Source organism: Streptomyces sp. NPDC031121 (assembly GCF_055570615.1).
Map to the genome: position 1 here is coordinate 124848 of NZ_JBVIGV010000008.1, position 18339 is coordinate 143186.

General features: G+C 75.8%; 19 protein-coding genes. 8 read left to right on the top strand and 11 right to left on the bottom strand.

The window, feature by feature from the left end:
* Positions 1–6: 6 nt before the first annotated feature.
* Entirely contained in the window at positions 7–2493 is a 2487-nt protein-coding gene (locus tag ACZ462_RS16615) for a helicase-associated domain-containing protein (RefSeq protein WP_467803532.1), read from the bottom strand.
* 85 nt (positions 2494–2578) lie between these two features.
* Between ACZ462_RS16615 and ACZ462_RS16620 the strand changes: the two genes are divergently transcribed.
* Positions 2579–3637: an HAAS signaling domain-containing protein gene (locus tag ACZ462_RS16620; RefSeq protein ID WP_467803530.1), complete on the top strand. Its 1059-nt coding sequence runs from the start codon at positions 2579–2581 to the stop codon at positions 3635–3637.
* A gap of 76 nt (positions 3638–3713) precedes the next feature.
* A complete protein-coding gene (locus ACZ462_RS16625; protein WP_467803529.1) occupies positions 3714–4391 on the top strand; it encodes an HAD family hydrolase in 678 nt (225 codons plus the stop codon).
* A gap of 36 nt (positions 4392–4427) precedes the next feature.
* Here ACZ462_RS16625 and ACZ462_RS16630 read toward each other — a convergent pair whose 3' ends face one another.
* Entirely contained in the window at positions 4428–4694 is a 267-nt protein-coding gene (locus ACZ462_RS16630; RefSeq protein ID WP_467803527.1) for a hypothetical protein, read from the bottom strand.
* Between the two features lie 190 nt (positions 4695–4884).
* Here ACZ462_RS16630 and ACZ462_RS16635 point away from each other — a divergent pair, with 190 nt between their 5' ends.
* Complete coding sequence (locus ACZ462_RS16635) at positions 4885–5268, top strand: cold-shock protein (protein WP_125548056.1); 384 nt, start codon at positions 4885–4887, stop codon at positions 5266–5268.
* A gap of 107 nt (positions 5269–5375) precedes the next feature.
* On the opposite strand, the gene ACZ462_RS16640 is transcribed toward ACZ462_RS16635, so the two are convergent.
* The 4 genes from ACZ462_RS16640 to ACZ462_RS16655 form a co-directional block, all read right to left on the bottom strand.
* The gene (locus tag ACZ462_RS16640) at positions 5376–6257 is read right to left on the bottom strand and encodes a 1,4-dihydroxy-6-naphthoate synthase (RefSeq protein ID WP_467803526.1); all 882 of its coding nucleotides are present in this window, start codon (positions 6255–6257) and stop codon (positions 5376–5378) included.
* The gene (locus tag ACZ462_RS16645; RefSeq protein ID WP_467803524.1) at positions 6223–6969 is read right to left on the bottom strand and encodes a futalosine hydrolase; all 747 of its coding nucleotides are present in this window, start codon (positions 6967–6969) and stop codon (positions 6223–6225) included. The genes ACZ462_RS16640 and ACZ462_RS16645 overlap by 35 nt, the downstream gene beginning before the upstream one ends.
* A gap of 14 nt (positions 6970–6983) precedes the next feature.
* A complete protein-coding gene (locus ACZ462_RS16650; protein ID WP_467803523.1) occupies positions 6984–7469 on the bottom strand; it encodes a DUF2771 domain-containing protein in 486 nt (161 codons plus the stop codon).
* 133 nt (positions 7470–7602) lie between these two features.
* Positions 7603–8976 carry an MFS transporter gene (locus ACZ462_RS16655; protein WP_467803521.1) on the bottom strand — a complete coding sequence of 458 codons (1374 nt, stop codon included), beginning with the start codon at positions 8974–8976 and terminating at the stop codon, positions 7603–7605.
* Between the two features lie 382 nt (positions 8977–9358).
* Here ACZ462_RS16655 and ACZ462_RS16660 point away from each other — a divergent pair, with 382 nt between their 5' ends.
* Together ACZ462_RS16660 and thpR are read left to right on the top strand one after the other, a co-directional pair.
* Positions 9359–10267, top strand: a complete 909-nt coding sequence (locus tag ACZ462_RS16660; RefSeq protein WP_467803520.1) for a DUF3027 domain-containing protein — start codon at positions 9359–9361, stop codon at positions 10265–10267.
* A gap of 296 nt (positions 10268–10563) precedes the next feature.
* Positions 10564–11115, top strand: coding sequence for an RNA 2',3'-cyclic phosphodiesterase (thpR, locus tag ACZ462_RS16665; protein ID WP_467803518.1), 552 nt, complete (start codon positions 10564–10566; stop codon positions 11113–11115).
* A gap of 195 nt (positions 11116–11310) precedes the next feature.
* On the opposite strand, the gene ACZ462_RS16670 is transcribed toward thpR, so the two are convergent.
* Both ACZ462_RS16670 and ACZ462_RS16675 read right to left on the bottom strand, forming a co-directional pair.
* A complete protein-coding gene (locus ACZ462_RS16670; protein WP_467803517.1) occupies positions 11311–12300 on the bottom strand; it encodes an aldo/keto reductase in 990 nt (329 codons plus the stop codon).
* A gap of 58 nt (positions 12301–12358) precedes the next feature.
* On the bottom strand, positions 12359–13060 hold the full coding sequence (locus ACZ462_RS16675; protein WP_467803516.1) for a GDSL-type esterase/lipase family protein: 702 nt from the start codon (positions 13058–13060) through the stop codon (positions 12359–12361).
* A 77-nt stretch (positions 13061–13137) separates the two neighbouring features.
* On the opposite strand from ACZ462_RS16675, the gene ACZ462_RS16680 reads away from it, so the two are divergent.
* Positions 13138–14226: a WD40 repeat domain-containing protein gene (locus ACZ462_RS16680; protein WP_467803514.1), complete on the top strand. Its 1089-nt coding sequence runs from the start codon at positions 13138–13140 to the stop codon at positions 14224–14226.
* A gap of 25 nt (positions 14227–14251) precedes the next feature.
* On the opposite strand, the gene ACZ462_RS16685 is transcribed toward ACZ462_RS16680, so the two are convergent.
* Positions 14252–15604, bottom strand: a complete 1353-nt coding sequence (locus ACZ462_RS16685; protein WP_467803512.1) for an MFS transporter — start codon at positions 15602–15604, stop codon at positions 14252–14254.
* Positions 15605–15629: 25 nt separating this feature from the next.
* A complete protein-coding gene (locus ACZ462_RS16690) occupies positions 15630–16067 on the bottom strand; it encodes a MarR family winged helix-turn-helix transcriptional regulator (protein ID WP_467803511.1) in 438 nt (145 codons plus the stop codon).
* A 140-nt stretch (positions 16068–16207) separates the two neighbouring features.
* Here ACZ462_RS16690 and ACZ462_RS16695 point away from each other — a divergent pair, with 140 nt between their 5' ends.
* Complete coding sequence (locus tag ACZ462_RS16695; RefSeq protein WP_467803510.1) at positions 16208–16390, top strand: ribbon-helix-helix protein, CopG family; 183 nt, start codon at positions 16208–16210, stop codon at positions 16388–16390.
* Here ACZ462_RS16695 and ACZ462_RS16700 read toward each other — a convergent pair.
* On the bottom strand, positions 16383–17846 hold the full coding sequence (locus ACZ462_RS16700; protein WP_467803509.1) for an NCS2 family permease: 1464 nt from the start codon (positions 17844–17846) through the stop codon (positions 16383–16385). The two genes, ACZ462_RS16695 and ACZ462_RS16700, sit on opposite strands and share 8 nt — an antisense overlap.
* A 140-nt stretch (positions 17847–17986) precedes the next feature.
* On the opposite strand from ACZ462_RS16700, the gene ACZ462_RS16705 reads away from it, so the two are divergent.
* Positions 17987–18283 (top strand): DUF2530 domain-containing protein, encoded by a 297-nt coding sequence (locus ACZ462_RS16705; protein WP_467803507.1) that lies wholly within the window; start codon positions 17987–17989, stop codon positions 18281–18283.
* The last annotated feature ends 56 nt before the right edge of the window (positions 18284–18339 follow it).

Consider the following 18339-nt stretch of genomic DNA (forward strand, 5'->3'; position numbering starts at 1 on the left):
GGCCCGTCAGACCTGGTCGTCGGCGAGTTCGGCGACCCCGGTGATGCGGTGCAGGGCGAACGTGCGGACCTCGTCGGCGGTGTGGTCGTAGCCGGTGACGAAGCCGCCCTCCACCCGCACCGGGGCGATGACGCGCTGGCTGGCCGCGCCCTCCGCGTTCACGTACCCGATCCACACGACCGACCCGGTCAGCGCGGCCGCCTGCACGGTGGCCAGGGTCTCCGCGGCGCTGGTGCGCGGCAGCTCTCCCGGGGCCGCAGCCGCAGCCCCGGCCCCGCCGCCCGCCGCGGCGGCCGCCGGCTCCTTGCGTACGGCCGTCGCCGCGAGGTCGCCGGCGCGGATGGCCCGTACGGCCGCCGCCAGCAGCGTCTCGTCCGGTACGGGCGGCCCCTCCGGCACCGGCACGGGCCTCGCGCGCGCCGGGGTGCGGCGGGCGTCGGCCCGCGCCACGAGCACGTCGCCGGTGTGCGATTCGGCGGCCGGGGCGTAGCCCATGGCCCGCAGCCCGTCGAGCAGCGCGCCGGGCTCGGCCTGCGCGGCGAGCACGGTCGGTGCGAGGCGGCGCAGGCCGAGGGAGGCGGACCGCTTGTCGGCGAGGATCTCGCCGAGCAGGGCGTCGTCGTCGCAGCGGACGTACGAGGAGGCGGCGCCGACCCGCAGCCGGCCGTGGCGCCGGGCCACGTCGTCGATCAGGTACGACAGCGGTTGCGGGACGGGGGTGGCGCTGTGCTCGGCGAGGAAGGCGTGCAGGTCGGCGGCGGTGTGGCCGCCGTCGAGGGCGCGGCGTACCGAGCCGGGCGTGAACCGGTAGACGGTCGCCCCGCCCTTGGACTCCACGTCGGCGAGGACGGCCAGCACGTCCGCGAGCGGGCGGGCCAGCGGGCCGGGGGCGACGGCCGTCAGGTCCGCCTGGAGCAGGACGCGGTCGACGGGCTCGGGCAGCAGCGGTGCCAGCGGCTGCGCCGGGTCGCGGTGTTCCAGCAGGGCCCGGCCGGGTGCGGAGAGCGCCCCACGGCCCGTGACGCCGAGGAGTTCGGCCTCGGTGAGGGTCCGGCCGGCGAGGCGGGCCCGGAGCTCGCTCGTCCCGCGGACGGGCCGTTCCCAGGAGAGCCGGTCGAGGAGGGCCTGCGGGTCGGGGGCGGCGCCTTCGGGGAGCGCGGCGAGGAGTTCGAGGACGCGCCGGCGGACCTCGGGCGCCGCGGACCGGTCGAGACCGGGGCCGAGGGCGGCGAGGGTGCGGCCCTTGGGGTCCTGCTCGCCGACGGCGCCGGCGGTGCGGCTGGCGGGCAGCCACGCCCGGACCAGGGCCGACCACCGCTCGGCGGGCGGCAGTTCGCGCCAGTCGTCGAAGGCGGGGGTGGGCCCGTACCGCTCGTCGACCTCGCCGTCGGCGGCCAGGAGCCCGGCGGCGTAGGCCAGTTCGATCCAGAACGCGGCGGTCGTCTCGTCCGCGTCGAGGGCGGCCGCGGTGCGCTTCAGGTCGCGTACGGACAGCCCTCCGGCGCGCAGCACGGGCGGGCCGGCGTGCTCCCAGGACTTCACCAGCTCCTCGGCGGTGGCCAGTGCGGCCAGCGCCTGCCCGGCCGCGTTGGCGTCCACAAGCTGTGGACGGTGCTCGCGCTGCACCGCCACCTCCGGCGCCACCGGCTCCGGTGCGCGGTGCGCGAGGCCGCCGCGCAGGTGCAGGGCGACCTCGCGGGGCAGCACCACGGTCCGCGTCGACGCGGGCAGCAGCAGGCCGCGGTCGCGCAGCCAGCGCACGGGCGGTGTCGGGTTCGCGGTGACCTCCCCGTACGGCGGCCCCCACACGAGCCGGTCCAGCACCTGGCGGGCCTCGGGCGGGGCCTGGTCCAGCAGGGCGGACATCCGCGCCGGGTCGGTGAACAGGCCGGTCAGCGCGGCGACCGCGGAAACGGGGTCGTGGGTGGCGGGCAGCCCGGCCGCCGCGACGATCTCCTGGAGGCGCGTCGGCGACATCCCGGCGGTGGCCTCGGCGACGGTCGGGCCGAGGCCGGTCGGGGAGGGGCGGGAGGCGGAGGGCGCGAGGAGCTCGCGGGCGGTGCGCACCAGGCGCAGCTGCTCGTCGCCGCCCCATACGAGGGCCTGGTCGCGCAGGGTCGCGAGGGCGCGGGGCAGCGCGGCGCGGGTGCCGTTGTCCGGGGTGTCCCCGCCGGTCCCGGCGAGGAGGGTCTCCAGCACCCCGTACGGGCAGGGGTCCGGGGCGACGGCGAGCGCCTCCGCGGTCTGGAGCGCGAACCGGTCCAGCCGGTCCAGGGCGCGCACCACCGAGGCGCGGGTGCCGGCCCGGGTGGCGAGCTGCGTCACGTCGCCCGGCACCGGGCTGAGGAGGTCCGGGCGCGCGTGCAGCAGGGCCGCCAGCGCCGCGTCGTCGCGGCCGCGCAGCGCCTCGGCGAGGGAGCGCGGGGCGCCGTTTGCTGCGGTGCTGCTCGGTTCAGGCACGGTCGCCTCCTGGTCGCGTCGGCCGGTCCCCATCCGGCCAACGGTATCCGCTGCGCCGTCGCGGGCTCCACGGGCGCACGCGCTACCTTTCGGGCAGGGCGCCAGGGAGGATGCGGGAATGGGGATCGAGAGCGACCACCTCGTCTACGAATATCTGAGCCGCGTCGGGGACTTGGCGCAGCAGCGGCAGCTGCCGTCGGGCGACCGGATGCGGCTGGTGGCGGGACTGCGGGACGAGATCGACCGCCGGCGGGCCAGGTACGAGCCGGAGACGCCGGCCGCGGTGCGGCGCATCCTGGAACGGCTCGGCACCCCGGAGGAGGTCGTCGACGGCGCCGGTCCCGGGCCGGGTCCGGCCGCGGACCCGGAGGAGGCCGCGGCGTCCGTACCGGCCCAGCGGGGCCCGGACCGCCCGGACCGCCCGGCCCGCCGGCGGCAGCCCAGGCCGGCACCGGCCGCGCCGGCGGAGCCGCCTGCGGCACAGGCGCCGGCGCCGCCGCACCTGGCGGGCCTCGCCGAACTCGGGTCCGACGGCGGCGCGGAGCCCGACTGGTGGCGGGTCGCGCCGGGCCCGTACGGGACGGGACCGCAGGTGGAGGGATTCGCCGGCGGTGTGGAGATCCCCGAGCTGTTCTCCCGCCCGGAGGACCGGGAGGGCGGCGGGCCGGCCTCGGCGAAGGAGGCCCCGCAGCGGAAGCAGGACCGGAAGCGGGACCGGAAGCAGGAGCCGGAGCAGGACCGGAAGCAGACCCTCCTTGGCCACCTGCGGGAACGCCGCCGGGCCCGCAGGGCCGCCCCGGCGGCCCCCGCCGCGCCGGTCGCCCCCGCCGCGGCTGCCGCGCGCCCGAGGCCGCACGCGTTCCTGCTGCTCGCCGCGGCCGTCCTCGTCGCCGGCGCGGCCGCCGGTTCCTGGCTGCTGCTGGCCGGCGGCTGGCTGCTGGCGTACGCCTCCCGCGTCCTCGGGCCGGCGGAGCGCAAGGCGGTGGTCTTCGGGGTGCCGGGCGCGGTGTTCGCGGGGGCGGTGGTGTGGCTGTGGGGCCGGCTGGAGGGCAGGTGGGGCGCACCGCTGGCCGACGGCAGCGCGGCCGCGGTGTTCCAGGGCATGTGGCCCTGGCTGGCCAGGACGGCCGCCGTCGCGTCGGCGGCGTACCTCCTGTGGCGCTCCCGCCGCCGCTGACGACGTCCGCCCCGGAGCACTCCCGCCCCGACGGCTCCCTGACGGCGCCCGGGCCCCCTTCGGCACAATGGCCGGCATGACCTCCGAGACGACCGCCGCACCCGCCGGGCCCGCCGACGCCGACGGCGGCGCGCCCGCCCCCCTGACGGTCGGGTTCGACCTCGACATGACCCTCATAGACTCCCGGCCCGGCATCAGGGCCGCCTACCTGGCGCTGTCGGCCGAGACGGGTGCGCACATCGACGCCGACGCCGCGGTCTCCCGGCTGGGGCCGCCGCTCGCCGAGGAGCTGGCGCACTGGTTCCCGCCGGCGGAGGTCGAGGCCATGGCCGACCGCTTCCGGGAGATCTACCCGGCCTTCGCGATCGAGCCGACGCACGCCCTGCCCGGCGCCCGGGAGGCGGTGGAGGCGGTCCGGGAGCTCGGCGGCCGCACCGTCGTCGTCACCGCCAAGCACGAGCCGAACGCCCGCCTCCACCTGGAGCACCTCGGGATCCGCCCGGATGCGGTCGTCGGCTGGCTGTGGGCCGAGGCGAAGGCGGTGGCGCTGCGCGAGCACGGGGCGCAGGTGTACGTCGGCGACCACGTCGGGGACGTCCGCGGGGCGCGGGCGGCCGGCGCGGTGTCGGTCGCGGTGGCGACGGGTCCGTGCCCGGAGCGGGAGCTGCGGGAGGCGGGGGCGGACGTCGTCCTGCCGGACCTGACGGCCCTGCCGGTCTGGCTGGCCGGATTCGCCCGCATCCGGAACCCCTGACGGCCCCTCGCCGGGGCCCGCGCCGACCCCCGGGTCCTACGCCTGCCGGTCCGCCCCGACGGCCGCGCGGGCGGCACGGCGCTGGGCCGCCGCCGACCGCAGGACCCCGGCGGCGGAGATCGCGAAGCCGACGCCCATCAGCATGCAGACCGCCCAGGCGTACGGCGGGAACGGGTCGATGTCCAGGAACAGCGGGGCCATCGTGGCCAGCGTGGCCAGGGCGCCCGCGATGAACACGACGCCGCCGGCCTTCACGAGGCCGTCGCCGGGCCGCGGTTCGTCGGGGTGAGGAGTAACAGTCACCCCGCCAGGGTAGTTCCCTGGCCTGAGCGGCCGACAGCCGAAGAGCCGGTGAAGGACCGGGGAACGTCTTGTCACCTGCTCAGCGCCCACTAGCCTGGAGTCGGCGGGTCACCCATGGCCCGCTGCGCTGTTATCCGGAGCCGCCGCGGCGGCCCCCCGGACCCGACGAGCACAAGGACAGAGGACGGACGTGCCCACCGGCAAGGTCAAGTGGTTCAACAGTGAGAAGGGCTTCGGCTTTCTCTCCCGAGACGACGGCGGCGACGTCTTCGTGCACTCGTCGGTACTCCCGGCCGGGGTCGACGCCCTCAAGCCCGGCCAGCGGGTCGAGTTCGGCGTCGTCGCGGGGCAGCGCGGCGACCAGGCGCTGTCGGTGACGGTGCTGGACCCGGCGCCGTCGGTGGCGGCCGCCCAGCGGCGCAAGCCGGACGAGCTGGCGTCGATCGTGCAGGACCTCACCACGCTGCTGGAGAACATCACGCCGATGCTGGAGCGCGGCCGCTACCCCGACAAGGGCCACGGCACGAAGATCGCCGGCCTGCTCCGCGCGGTCGCCGACCAGCTGGACGTCTGAGCCGCCGCCGGCCCCGCGCCGGCCGTCTCCCGCCCGCCCCGGTGCCCCGCCGCTCCCGACGAGCGGCGGGGCACCCGCGTGCCCCCGCCGGGGCAGGGGGCGGGCGCCTACGGGAACGCGAGCGCGTCCGGCGCCACCGCCGGGACCAGCCCCTCCGCCGCGGCCCGCGTCAGCAGTCCGCGGACCGCGGCGTAGCCGTCCTCACCGAGGTCGGCGGTGAACTCGTTCACGTACAGCCCGATGTGCTGGTCGGCGACGGCCGGGTCCAGCTCCTGCGCGTGTGCCCGCACGTACGGCCGGGAGGCCTCCGGGTCGTCCCACGCCATCCGCACCGAGGTCCGCGCGGACTCCGCCAGCACGCGCAGGGTCTCGGGCCCCAGCGAGCGCCTGGCGATGATCGCGCCGAGCGGGATCGGCAGGCCGGTGGCGGTCTCCCAGTGCTCGCCCATGTCGGCGAGGCGGTGCAGCCCGTAGTCCCGGTAGGTGAACCGCGCCTCGTGGATGACCAGCCCCGCGTCGACCCGCCCGTCCCGCACCGCCGGCATGATCTCGTGGAACGGCAGCACGACGACCTCGCCGACCCCGCCCGGCAGCACGTCCGCCGCCCACAGCCGGAACAGCAGGTACGCGGTGGACCGCTCGCTCGGCACCGCGACCGTCCGCCCCGCCAGGTCCAGGCCCGGCTCGCGGGCCAGCACCAGCGGCCCGCAGCCCCGGCCCAGCGCGCCGCCGCACGGCAGCAGCGCGTACTCGCCGAGCACCCACGGCAGGACCGCGTACGACACCTTCAGCACGTCCAGCTCGCCGCGCTCGGCCATGCCGTTGGTGACGTCGATGTCGGCGAAGGTGACGTCGAGGGCGGGCGCGCCCGGCACCCGGCCGTGCGCCCACGCGTCGAAGACGAACGTGTCGTTCGGGCAGGGCGAGTACGCGATCCTCAGCGCGGCGCCCGGATCACGGTCGGCCGCGGTGCTCACGGCGGTGCTCATGCTGCTCTCCCCAGTGGACGAGTACGGGCCCCAGCGCGCGGAATCCCGCGGTGAGGGCGGCGAGCGCGTCCCCGATCCGCCAGGCGTCCCGGTCCCGCGGGCCGACGGCGTTCGAGATGCCGCGCACCTCCAGGACCGGCAGGCCGTGCGCCGCGGCCGCCTCGGCGACCCCGAAGCCCTCCATGGCCTCGGCGCCGGCCGACGGGTGCCGGGCGGCGAGGGCGGCGGCGCGCTCGGCGGTGCCGGTGACGGTGGAGACGGTCAGGACGGGCGCCGGCAGCGCCCCCGAGGCCTCCGCGGCGTACGCGGCGAGCTCGGCCGGCGGCAGGTGCACGCTCCGCCCGAAGCCGAGCTCCTGCACGGGGACGAAGCCGTCCGCGGTGTCGGCCCCGAGGTCGGCGGCGACGATCGCGTCGGCGACGACGAGGGAGCCGGGCGGGGCGGCGGGCGCGAAGCCGCCGCCGATCCCCGCGGAGACGACGAGCGCGTAGTCGCCGAGCGCGAGCGCCGTGGCCGCCGCGGCCGCCGCGGCGGCCGGTCCTACGCCCCCGGCGAGCACGTCGGCGGCGAGCCCCGGCAGGTCGCGGCGCAGGACGGCGTAGCCGCCCGGCAGGGCGCGCGGCTCCGTCGCCGCCCGATCCGGGTGAGGGGTGAGCCCGGCGGCGACGGAGTCCGCCTCCGCCGCCACCGCGGTCACGATGAGCGCGCGCACCGTCGCCTGCGCGGCTACTTCAGCTTGACGTTGTAGGCCCAGACGGCGAGCGGCTTGCCGTCCGCGCTGACCTGGACGATGTTCAGCTTCTTGGAGGACGGGGCCTCGCCCTGGCCGCCGGTGGCGAAGATGTCGGCGCCGGGGAAGCTGCGGTAGGTGTTCGAGGACGGCTCGGTGATCGGCTGGCCGTCCAGGACCGCCTGCCACCGCTTGCCGTCCTCGACGACCTCCGGCTCGACGCCCAGGCGCAGCGTGTCGCCGCGGCCGTAGTCGATGGTCTTGGCGTCCTTGATGTCGGTGAGGCACTCCTGGACCTTCTCCATGGAGAGTTCCTGGGAGTCCTGGCAGGCGGCCTCGGCGGACACCGACGACGTGCCGACCGTCACGGTCGCGAGCGGCGTCGGCTTGTCGCAGGCCGAAAGGAGGAGGAGGCCGGCGGACACGGCTCCGAGAGCCGCGACGCTGCGGCGGCCCTTACCCGAGATAAGCGGTGCGGTCATGAGCCGAAGGCTATCGGGCCGGTCGCCCCGGCCGCCGCACGGGGTCCCGCCGACCTGCGGCGCGCCGCCCCGCTCCCTCCCCCGCCCGCCGCACACCGCCACCCGGCCGCCGCACACCCCGCCGCAGGCGGCGTCACGCCGCACGTGTCCGGGCCGAGCCCGGACGGCCGGCGCGGGGGGCCGACAGCAGGCCCCGTACGGCCATCGCGGTCCCCGCGGCGACGATCACCGCGGCCACCGCCATGCCCAGCACCCCGTTCAGCGGCAGCGCGATCCCGATCGCCCCGCCCAGCACCCACGCCACCTGGAGCAGCGTCTCCGACCGGGCGAACGCGGAGGTCCGCACCGACTCCGGGACGTCCCGCTGGATGGTGGCGTCCAGCGACAGCTTCGCCAGCGCCTGGCAGAACCCGGCCGTCGCACCCAGCACGGCCACCAGCACCCCGCTGAAGAACACCGCGGCCAGCACCGCCACCCCCAGCGCCAGCGACAGCACCGACGCGATGATCGCCTCCGGGGCCCGCGCCCGCAGCCACGCCCCCACCGCCGTCCCCGACGCGTTGCCGAGGCCCGCCGCCACGCCGACGACGCCCAGCGACACCGCCGCGCTCTGCCCGGACAGCGGGTGCTCCCGCAGCAGGAACGCCAGGAAGAAGATCAGGAAGCCGGACAGGGCGCGCATCGCCGCATTGGCCAGCAGCCCGCACAGCACCGAACGGCTGACGGTGCGCAGGCCCGGCCGCCGCGAGCGCGGCTCGTGCGTCGACAGCAGCGCCCGCCGCTCGCCCTTGGCCTCGTCCACCTTGTGCGGCAGCCGGAACGCCGCGACCGTACCCCCCACGAAGATCGCGCACGCCCCGTACAGCGGCCACGGCGGCCCGATCGAGTGCAGTCCCGCAGCGACCGGCGCGGCCGCACCCGTGGCCAGCAGGCCCGCGAGCGTCACCCGCGAGTTCGCCTTCACCAGGGAGAACCCGGCCGGCAGCAGCCGCGGCACCACCGCGCTGCGCACCACCCCGTACGCCTTCGACGCCACCAGCACGCCCAGCGCCGCCGGGTACAGCTCGATCCCGCCCGTGGCGACCGCCCCGGACATCGTCAGCGCGAGCAGCGCCCGCGCCAGCATCGCCCCCGCCATCGCGGCGCGCCGCCCGTGCGGCAGCCGGTCCAGCAGCGGGCCGATCACCGGGGCGAGCAGCGTGAACGGCGCCATCGTGATGGCCAGGTACAGGGCGACCCGGCCGCGCGCCTCGTCCGTGGGAACGGAGAAGAACACCGTCGACGCCAGCGCCACCGTGATCATCACGTCGCCGGCGCCGTTGACGGCGTGCAGCTCGATCAGCTTGCCCAGGCCCGACTCGCCGGCCCCGTGCGCGTGCGTCGCCCGCCGGATCCCGCGCGCCGCACCGGTCACCGGCAGGTGCAGGGCGCGCCCGACGGCCCGGCCGGCCCGCCTGGCCGGTCCCGGGCCGCGCCGCGACGACCGTTCGGGTGCCACACCCGACATACTGCCCCACCGGCCCGGCGCCGACCCGCGCCCCGGGGCCTCCGGGCGCGCCCCGGCACCCCCGCGGGGGCGGCCCGCGGCCGCCGGCCGGTCGCGTCCGTGCCGCGGCCTTGTCCGCGAATCGGACCTTGCATGTGGGCGAGGGGCTCCGGAGGAGGTAGCGTGCGTAGCGCGCCACCGGCGGTTGCTCTTGGCGGCGCGCCTCTCCGCGATCCCGCAGAATGGATGGCAGGTAGGTGCGCCCGGGACCGATCGGGTGCGGACGTCGACGCGGCCCTCTGGTCCGCTCCGCCCGCGCTTCGCACGGACAGGACCGACGGGTCGTTGTGGACGACGGTACGGACGGCGCACTCGTGAGACGGCGTAGGAGAGAACGAGACCTGTGAGTGCTGCGACGACGCGAAGCCGTACCCCCGACCGCCTGTGCGCCGAGGCGGTGGACCTCGCCCGCGGGGCGGCCGAGGAGCTCGCCGCGCCAGGGATCGTGGGCGAGCACGTAGGCATGGTCGCGGAGGGCGACCGCGTCGTCACGCACTTCTTCGAGTGCAAGGACCCCGGCTACCGCGGCTGGCGGTGGGCCGTCACCGTGGCGCGCGCCTCCCGTGCGAAGTACGTCACCCTCGACGAAACGGTGCTCCTTCCCGGATCCGACGCCCTCCTCGCCCCCGAATGGGTGCCGTGGAGCGAGCGCCTGCGGCCCGGCGACCTCGGCCCCGGCGACCTCCTCCCCACCGACGCCGACGACCTGCGGCTGGAGCCCGGCTTCACCGGTGAGGACGCGCCGCCGCCGAACTCGGCGGTCTCCGCGGAGATGGCCGAGCTCGTCGAGGCGGAGGACGCCGACGTCACCGACCGCACCGCCGTCCCCGTCCGCGGCTCCATCGCCGCGGTCGCGGAGGAGCTCGGCATGCGGCGCGCCCGCGTCCTGTCCCGGTACGGGCTGCACTCCGCCGCCGACCGCTGGGACGAGGCCTACGGCGCGAAGACCCCGATGGCGCAGGCCGCGCCCGCCTCCTGCGTCTCCTGCGGCTTCCTCGTCGCCATCGGCGGCTCCCTCGGCCAGGCCTTCGGCGTCTGCGCCAACGAGTTCGGGCCCGCCGACGGCCACCTGGTCTCCCTCTCGTACGGCTGCGGCGGGCACTCCGAGGCCGCCGTCATGCCGAAGCCGCTGCGGCCCGCACCGCCCGTGCTCGACTCGATGGCGGCGGACGAGTTCCCGCTGCGGCCCGCCCCCGACACCGGCTCGGTGCCGTCGACGGACCTCCCGGCCGCGGACCTCGGCCACTCGTAACCGCCGGGCCGCACCCGCCCGAACGGCGCCGCACCCTGCGCCCGTTGGCGGTCCGCGGGCCAACGCGGCGGCCCTGCACGGCGATTCGCCCGGCACCGCCCGACACGCCGTCGCGGCGCGCGGGTTGGCCCCGGGGGACGCCCGTACACCGCGACCGGGCGCACCGTCGGCCGGGGAGGCGTCCCCGGCGTCCGCAGCCCCCGCACCTCGGCGCGGGAGGGCGCGCGTACGCGGCCCGGGGCGCGCCGCGGCGGATCGGCGGGCGGGCCCCCGCACCCGCGGGCTACGCTCGCGCCATGAGGCTGTTCGCCGCGGTGCTGCCGCCCCCGGAAGCCGTCGCCGAGCTGCGCCGGGCCCTGGAGCCCGTCCGCGACGACCGGCTGCGCTGGACCGGAGAGGACGGCTGGCACTTCACGCTCGCCTTCATGGGCGAGGTCGGCGACGCGCTCCTGCCCGACCTGCACGCCCGCCTGGAGCGGGCCGCGCACCGCACCGACCCCTTCACCCTCCGCCTGCACGGCTTCGGCCGCTTCGGCGACCGCGCCCTGTGGGCGGGCGCCGCCGGCGGCATCGACACGATGCGGATGCTCGCCGAGCGGGCGGACGCGGCTGCCCGCCGGGCCGGCGTCCCCATGGACCGCCACCGCCGCTACACCGCCCACCTCACCGTCGCCAGCAGCGCCGGCGGCACCGGCCTGCGCCCGTACGCGGAGGCCCTCGCCGGCTTCGAGGGCACCCCGTGGCAGGTCACCGAGCTCAGCCTGGTCCGCAGCAACCTCCCGGCCGGCGGTGTCCCCGGGGAGCGGCCCCGCTACGAGGTGGCCGCCGCCTGGCCCCTCGGCGGCTGACAGCCGGCCGCGGGGGCGGCCGCCCGGCCCCCTCGGGTACGGGGACCGCCGGCGGCCGCGTTACGCTCGACGGGTGGATCCCAAGACCCGAAACCGCGTGATGGCCGGTGTGCTCGTGCTGATGTTCCTCGTCGTGGCAGTGGCGGCCGCCGCCGGACAGTAGAGCCCGCCGGCGACCGCCGTGTGCCGCCGGCCCTACCAGGCGAACGCCTCGGGCGCGGGGCCCGGCCCCGGGAACACCTCGTCCAGCCCGTCCAGGACCTCCTGGGACAGGTCCAGCTCCACCGCCCGCAGCGCGGACGCGAGCTGCTCCTGCGTACGCGGCCCCACGATCGGCCCGGTGACCCCGGGCCGCGTCAGCAGCCACGCCAGCGCCGCCTCCCCCGGCTCCAGGCCGTGCTTGCCGAGGAGGTCCTCGTACGCCTGCACCTGCGCCCTGACCGCCGTGTTCGCCAGCGCGTCCGCGGACCGGCCCGAGGCGCTGCGCCCGGAGGTCGCGGCCTTGCGGATCGCCCCGCCGAGCAGGCCGCCGTGCAGCGGGGACCACGGGATGACGCCGAGCCCGTACTCCTGCGCCGCCGGGATCACCTCCAGCTCGGCCCGCCGCTCGGCCAGGTTGTACAGGCACTGCTCGCTGACCAGGCCGAGCCGCCCGTGGCGCGCCGCCGTCTCGTTGGCCTGGGCGATCTTCCAGCCGGGGAAGTTCGACGAGCCCGCGTAGAGGATCTTGCCCTGCCGGACGAGGACGTCGACGGCCTGCCAGATCTCCTCGAACGGGGTCCGCCGGTCGACGTGGTGGAACTGGTAGAGGTCGATGTAGTCGGTCTTCAGCCGCTTGAGGCTGGCGTCGACGGCGCGGCGGATGTTCAGCGCCGACAGCCGGTCGTAGTTGGGCCACGGCTCGCCCTCGGGGGCCATGCTCGCGTAGACCTTGGTGGCGAGGACGGTCTTCTCGCGGCGGCGGCCGCCCTGCGCGAACCAGGTGCCGATGATCTCCTCGGTGCGGCCCTTGTTCTCGCCCCACCCGTACACGTTTGCCGTGTCGAGGAAGTTGACGCCTGCGTCGAGCGCGGCGTCCATGATGGCGTGGCTCTCCGGCTCGCCCGTCTGGGGGCCGAAGTTCATCGTGCCGAGTACGAGTCGGCTGACCTTGAGACCGGTGCGTCCGAGCTGTGTGTACTTCATGGGCCCCAGCCAACTGCCTGGGCCGGGCCCGGGGCAAGTGCCCCCGCCGGGCGGCGCGTTACGGGCGGGCGTGGTCCGGAGCGGGGGCGTAGGGGGCGCCGATGCCCCAGGCCTGGTGGAGGACCGAGGCGAACTCGCCGGCCAGGCGGTGTTCGCCCGAGGCGTTGGGGTGGGTGCCGTCGTAGGTGTCGCGGTGGATGTCGTACCCGGCGGGGCGCGCGCCCAGCAGGATCGGCGAGGCGGGGGTCGACAGGTCGGCGACGGCCTTGGCGAGGAGCTCGTTGAAGCGGTCGACCTCGGCGGCGAACGGCGCGTCCGACTCGGCGCGCACGTTCGGGATGACCGGTAGCAGCACCATGCGGATGCGGGGGCGGGCGGCGCGCGCGGCGGCGATGAAGCGGCGGGCGTTGGCCGCGGTCTCGTCGGCGGCGGTGTAGAAGCCGAGGTCGATCAGGCCGAGGGAGACGAGCAGGACGTCGGCGCGGCCGTCGGCGACGGCGCCGCCTATGGCGGGCGCCATGTGCTGCCAGCCCTCGCCCCAGCCGGCGAGGTGGCGGCGGGCGCGCTCGGGGAAGCCGGGGTCGGCGTAGTCGTGGCTGGTGGGTGCGTCGTCCCGGGGGTCGTAGAGGGCCGTGCGGGGGCCGACGACGGCGTACGGGCCGCCGAAGGTGGAGTTCAGGTGCTGCCACATCCGGTAGCGCCAGGTGTAGTCGCCGGCGCGTCCGATGGTCATGGAGTCGCCGACGAACATGAAACGCATCCGGTCATCATCGCGGATCACGCGCCGCGCGCCCCTGTGATGCCGGACACGCCGGGCGCCCCTGGCAGGCTTGGCACATGCGCCTGCTGCCGTCCCGGCCCCTGCCCGTGTCCGAGAGCCCGCCCCGGCCCCGGCCCGCCCGGCGGGCCGCCGCCGTGGCCGTCTGCGCCGCCGCCGTCCTCGCGGCGGCGCTGCCCGGTCCGGCCGCGGCGGCGGGAGGGGCGGCCGCGGCGAGCCAGTCCCCGGCCGCCGCCACGGGCTTCACCATCGCGGACCCGCGGATAAAGGAGTCGAGCGGGCTGGCCGCGAGCCGCGTCCACCCGGGCGTGTACTGGACGCACAACGACAGCGACGACGGCCCGTACGTGTACGCGGTGGACTCGGCGACGGGCAGGACGGTGGCCCGGCTGGCCCTGACCGGCATCGGCCGCCCGCGCGACGTCGAGGCGATCTCGCTGGGCCCGGACGGGCAGCTGTACGTCGGCGACATCGGCGACAACAGGGACGGCACCTGGGACCACGTCTGGATCTACCGCTTCCCCGAGCCGGCGGAGCTCGGCGACGCCACGGTGAAGGCCGAGCAGTTCACGGTGCGCTACGCGGACGGGCCGCGCAACGCGGAGGCGCTCATGGTGCACCCGGTGACGGGCCGCGTGTACATCGCGAGCAAGAGCGAGGACAAGGGCGGCCTGTACGAGGGCCCCGAGAAGCTGTCCGCGTCGGGACCCAACGTCTTCCGGCGGGTGGCGGACCTGCCGTGGGTGACGGACGGCGCGTTCTCCCCGGACGGCGCGAGCCTCACCCTGCGCGGCTACTTCTTCGCGAAGACGTGGGCGTGGAAGGACGGCCGGCCGCAGGGCGAGGGGGTGCCCGTGGCCGCGCCGTGGCAGGGCCAGGCGGAGTCGGTGACGTACACCGCGGACGGTTCGGCCCTGATGTTCGGGGCGGAGGGCGCGAACAGCCGGGTGGTGGCGGTGCCGGTGCAGCCCGCGGCGGCCGGGGTGCCGGCCGGGCCGGGGGCCTCGGCGGCGCCGGGCGCGCCGCCGGCCGCCGCCCCGGAGGGCGGTGGGGGCGGCGTGGGCCGCGGTGCGGCGGTGCTGGCGGTGGGCGCGCTGCTCGTCGTGGCGGGCCGGCGGCTGCTGCGCCGGCGGCCCCGCTCCTCGTAGGGCCGGCGCCGCGCCCGCCGGCGGCTCAGGCGGCCTTGACGAGCCGGCCGCCGGGCCCGCCCGCGGGGACGAAGACGACGCCGCGGCGGCTGACGCTCAGCCGCAGGTTGCCGACCCGGGAGAGGACCACGCCGATCGCGGCGGCCGCGGCCAGCGACACGAGGCCGCCTGCGGCCATGCCGGTGCGGGCCCCGTACGTGTCGGTGACCCAGCCGACGAGGGGCGCGCCGATCGGGGTGCCGCCGGAGAACACCATCATGAACAGGGCCATGACCCGGCCCCGCATCTCGGGGTCGCAGGCCGTCTGGACGCCCGCGTTCGCGGTGACGTTCACGGTCAGCCCGAACATCCCGATCGGCACGAGCAGCGCCGCGAACAGCCAGAACGACGGCGCGAAGGCGGCCGCGACCTCCAGGACGGCGAACAGCACGGCCGCGGCGACCAGCATCCGCAGCCGCGAGGTGCCGCGGCGGGCGGCGAGGAGCGCGCCGGCCAGGGAGCCGGCCGCGAGCAGCGTGTTGAGCAGGCCGTACGTGCCGGCGTCCTGGTGGAAGACGTCGGAGACGAACGCCGTCAGCCAGATCGGGAAGTTGAACCCGAAGGTGCCGACGAAGCCGACCAGGACGATCGGCCAGAGCAGTTCGGGCCGCCCGGCGACGTACCGGACGCCTTCCCGGAGCTGGCCCTTGGCGCGGGGCTGCGGTGCGGTGCGGTGCAGCTCGGCCGGGCGCATCAGCAGCAGGGCGGCGACGGGCGCGGCGAAGGACAGTCCGTTGAGCAGGAAGGCCCAGCCGGAGCCGACGGCGGTGATCAGCAGTCCGGCGACCGCCGGGCCGACGAGTCGGGCGGACTGGAAGTTCGCCGAGTTCAGGCTGATCGCGTTGGCGAGCTGGTCGGGGCCGACCAGCTCGGAGACGAAGGTCTGCCGGGCGGGGTTGTCCACGACGGTGATCAGGCCGATCAGCAGCGCGGCGACGTAGACGTGCCAGACCTGGACGTGCCCGGCCAGGGTGAGGACGGCCAGCGCGACACCGGTCAGGCCCATCAGGCTCTGTGTGGCGACGATCAGCGGGCGCTTGGGCAGCCGGTCGGCGAGGACGCCGCCGTACAGGCCGAGCACCAGCATGGGCAGGAACTGCAGCGCGATGGTGATGCCGACGGCGGAGGCCGAGCCGGTGAGGGACAGCACCAGCCAGTCCTGGGCGATGCGCTGCATCCAGGTGCCGGTGTTGGACACGGCCTGTCCCGTGGCGAAGAGCCGGTAGTTCCGGATCCTCAGCGAGCGGAACATCGAAGGCTTCGTGTTCCGGCCCGCGGCGCGAGTGGTAGTGGTGGGTGTATGGCCGGGTGCGGAGGATGCTCCGTTTCCCGTACTCAAGGGCGTTCGCCTCCCGGTGTGGTTCCTACAGGTGGGCGAGCTTCTCCAGGACGGGCGCGGCTGCGCGCAGTCTGGCCCATTCGTCCTCGGTGAGCTCTGCCGCGAGCCCGGCCAGGAAGGCGTTGCGCTTGCGGCGGCTCTGTTCGAGCATCGCCTCGGCCTCCTCCGTCTGGCTGACCACCTTCTGGCGGCGGTCGTCGGGGTGCGGTTCGAGCTTGACCAGGCCTTTTGCCTCCAGGAGCGCGATGATGCGCGTCATGGACGGCGGCTGTACGTGTTCGCGCCGGGCGAGTTCGCCGGGCGTGGCCCGGCCGCACCGGGCGAGGGTGCCGAGGACCGACATCTCGGTCGGGCTCAGCGATTCGTCGACGCGCTGGTGTTTCAGGCGCCGGCCCAGCCGCATGACGGCGGAGCGCAGGTCGTTCACGGCGGCGGCGTCGTCGCCATGGGTCAGGTCAAGCATGTCCTTAGCGTAACTCATTACCCTGACTAAAGACCAATCGGTTTTCCGCCCCGTCCGGCGACCCCCCGGCGTCACTCATACGGGTGAGGGCGCGCCGAAAAGCGACCCGCGTGCGCGTCCTGTGCGACGACTCTGTCGCCATGGGGACACAGGTGCTCAGCTTGCGCATGGACGGGGAGCTGCTCGACCGCCTCCGCGCTCATGCCGCCAAACGCGGAATGAGCGTCCAGGACTATGTCGTCCGGACGCTCATCCGCGATGACTTCGACGAGCGCTTCAAGGCGGCCGTCGACGAGACGGAGAAGTTCTACGGGGTCACGTGAGGCCCAGGGCGGGCATCGCGTAGTAGAAGAGGAACACCGCCGAGACCGCGTACATGGCCGCGGGGACCTCCCGGCCCCGTCCGGTCGCCAGCCGCAGCACGCTGAAGCTGATGAAGCCGATGCCGATGCCGTTGGTGATCGAGTAGGTGAAGGGCATCATCACCATGGCCAGGAAGGCCGGGACGGCGATGGTGAAGTCGCTCCAGTCGATGTCCTTCACCGAGCCCGCGAGGATCAGGAAGCCGACTGCCACGAGGGCGGGGGTGGCCGCCTGGGACGGGACCATCGTGGCGAGCGGGGTGAGGAACAGGGCCACGGCGAAGAGGCCGCCCGTGACCACGTTGGCCAGGCCCGTGCGGGCGCCCTCGCCGACGCCGGCCGTGGACTCCACGAAGCAGGTGGTGGCGGAGGAGGAGGTCGCGCCGCCGGAGGCGACGGCCAGGCCGTCCACGAGCAGGACCTTGTTGATGCCGGGGAAGGTGCCGTCCTTCTCGATCAGCTTGGCCTCGTCGCCGACGCCGAGGATCGTGCCCATCGCATCGAAGAAGCAGGACAGCAGCACGGTGAACACGAAGAGGCAGCCGGTCAGCAGGCCGACCTTGCCGAAGCCGCCGAACAGGCTGACCTCGCCGACGAGCCCGAAGTCGGGGGCAGCGACCGGGTTGCCCGGCCACTCGGGGACGGTCAGGCCCCAGTCGGCGGCGGGCAGCTCCAGCACGGCCTGGACGACGGCGGCGACCACGGTCATGGCCACGATGGAGATCAGGATCGCGCCGGGCGTCTTGCGGATCAGCAGGGCGAGGGTCAGCAGCACGCCGGCGACGAAGACCAGGACCGGCCAGCCGAGCAGGTGGCCGCCCGTGCCGAGCTGGAGCGGGACGGTGGTGTGCGCGGCGTCGGGGATGCGGGTGACGAAGCCGGAGTCGACGAGGCCGATCAGCATGATGAAGAGGCCGATGCCGATCGCGATGCCCTTGCGCAGGCCGAGCGGGACGGCGTTCATGACCCGCTCGCGCAGGCCCGTCGCGACGAGCAGCATGACGACGAAGCCGGCCAGGACGACCATGCCCATCGCGTCGGGCCAGCTCATCCGCGGGGCGAGCTGGAGGGCCACCACCGTGTTGACGCCGAGGCCGGCGGCGAGCGCGATCGGGACGTTGCCGATCACGCCCATGAGGAGGGTGGTGAAGGCCGCCGTCAGGACGGTCGCGGTCACGAGCTGGCCGCCGTCGAGCTGGTGGCCGTACATGTCCTTCGCGCTGCCGAGGATGATCGGGTTCAGCACGATGATGTAGGCCATCGCGAAGAAGGTGGCGAAGCCGCCGCGGACCTCGCGTGCCACGGTCGAGCCGCGCTCGGAGATCTTGAAGAAGCGGTCCACCCCGGACGCCTCGGAAGCCGGGGGCCGGGAGGGGGAGGGGGAGGCGGGGGCCGGAGCAGGGGCCGACGTGGTCATACGGTCCTCATTGCGTGGGCATTGGGGGGTTCATACGAGAGAAATGGGCCATGCCCAAACCGTTTCAGTATGAACACATGAACGAAAGGCCGTCCATCTCCGCGCGTAGACCCCGAATTCCGCCGCCTAGACTGGTGGCCATGGCGAAATGGACAGCGAAACACGAGGCCCCCGAGCCCCTCGAAGGCCCGGTCGTCGCGACCGTCACCGGGGGAACCGTCCTCTGGTTCGCCCTCTTCGTCCTCCAGCTGCCCTTCTACGGCTGGTTCGCCGACCGCGGCCTGCTGTGGTGGGTCTGGTGCTGTGCCGCGGGCGGCGTCCTCGGCCTCATCGGCATCCGGTACGTGCGCGGCCGCGACGCCGCGCTCAAGCGGCACGCCGCCGAGCGGGCCGCGCAGCAGGACGGCCCCTCCCCGGCGGCCCCCGAGGCGGGCTGAGCACGGGCCCCGGACGCAGGCCGGACGGCGCCCGGGCCGCCCCCGGAAGACCCCTT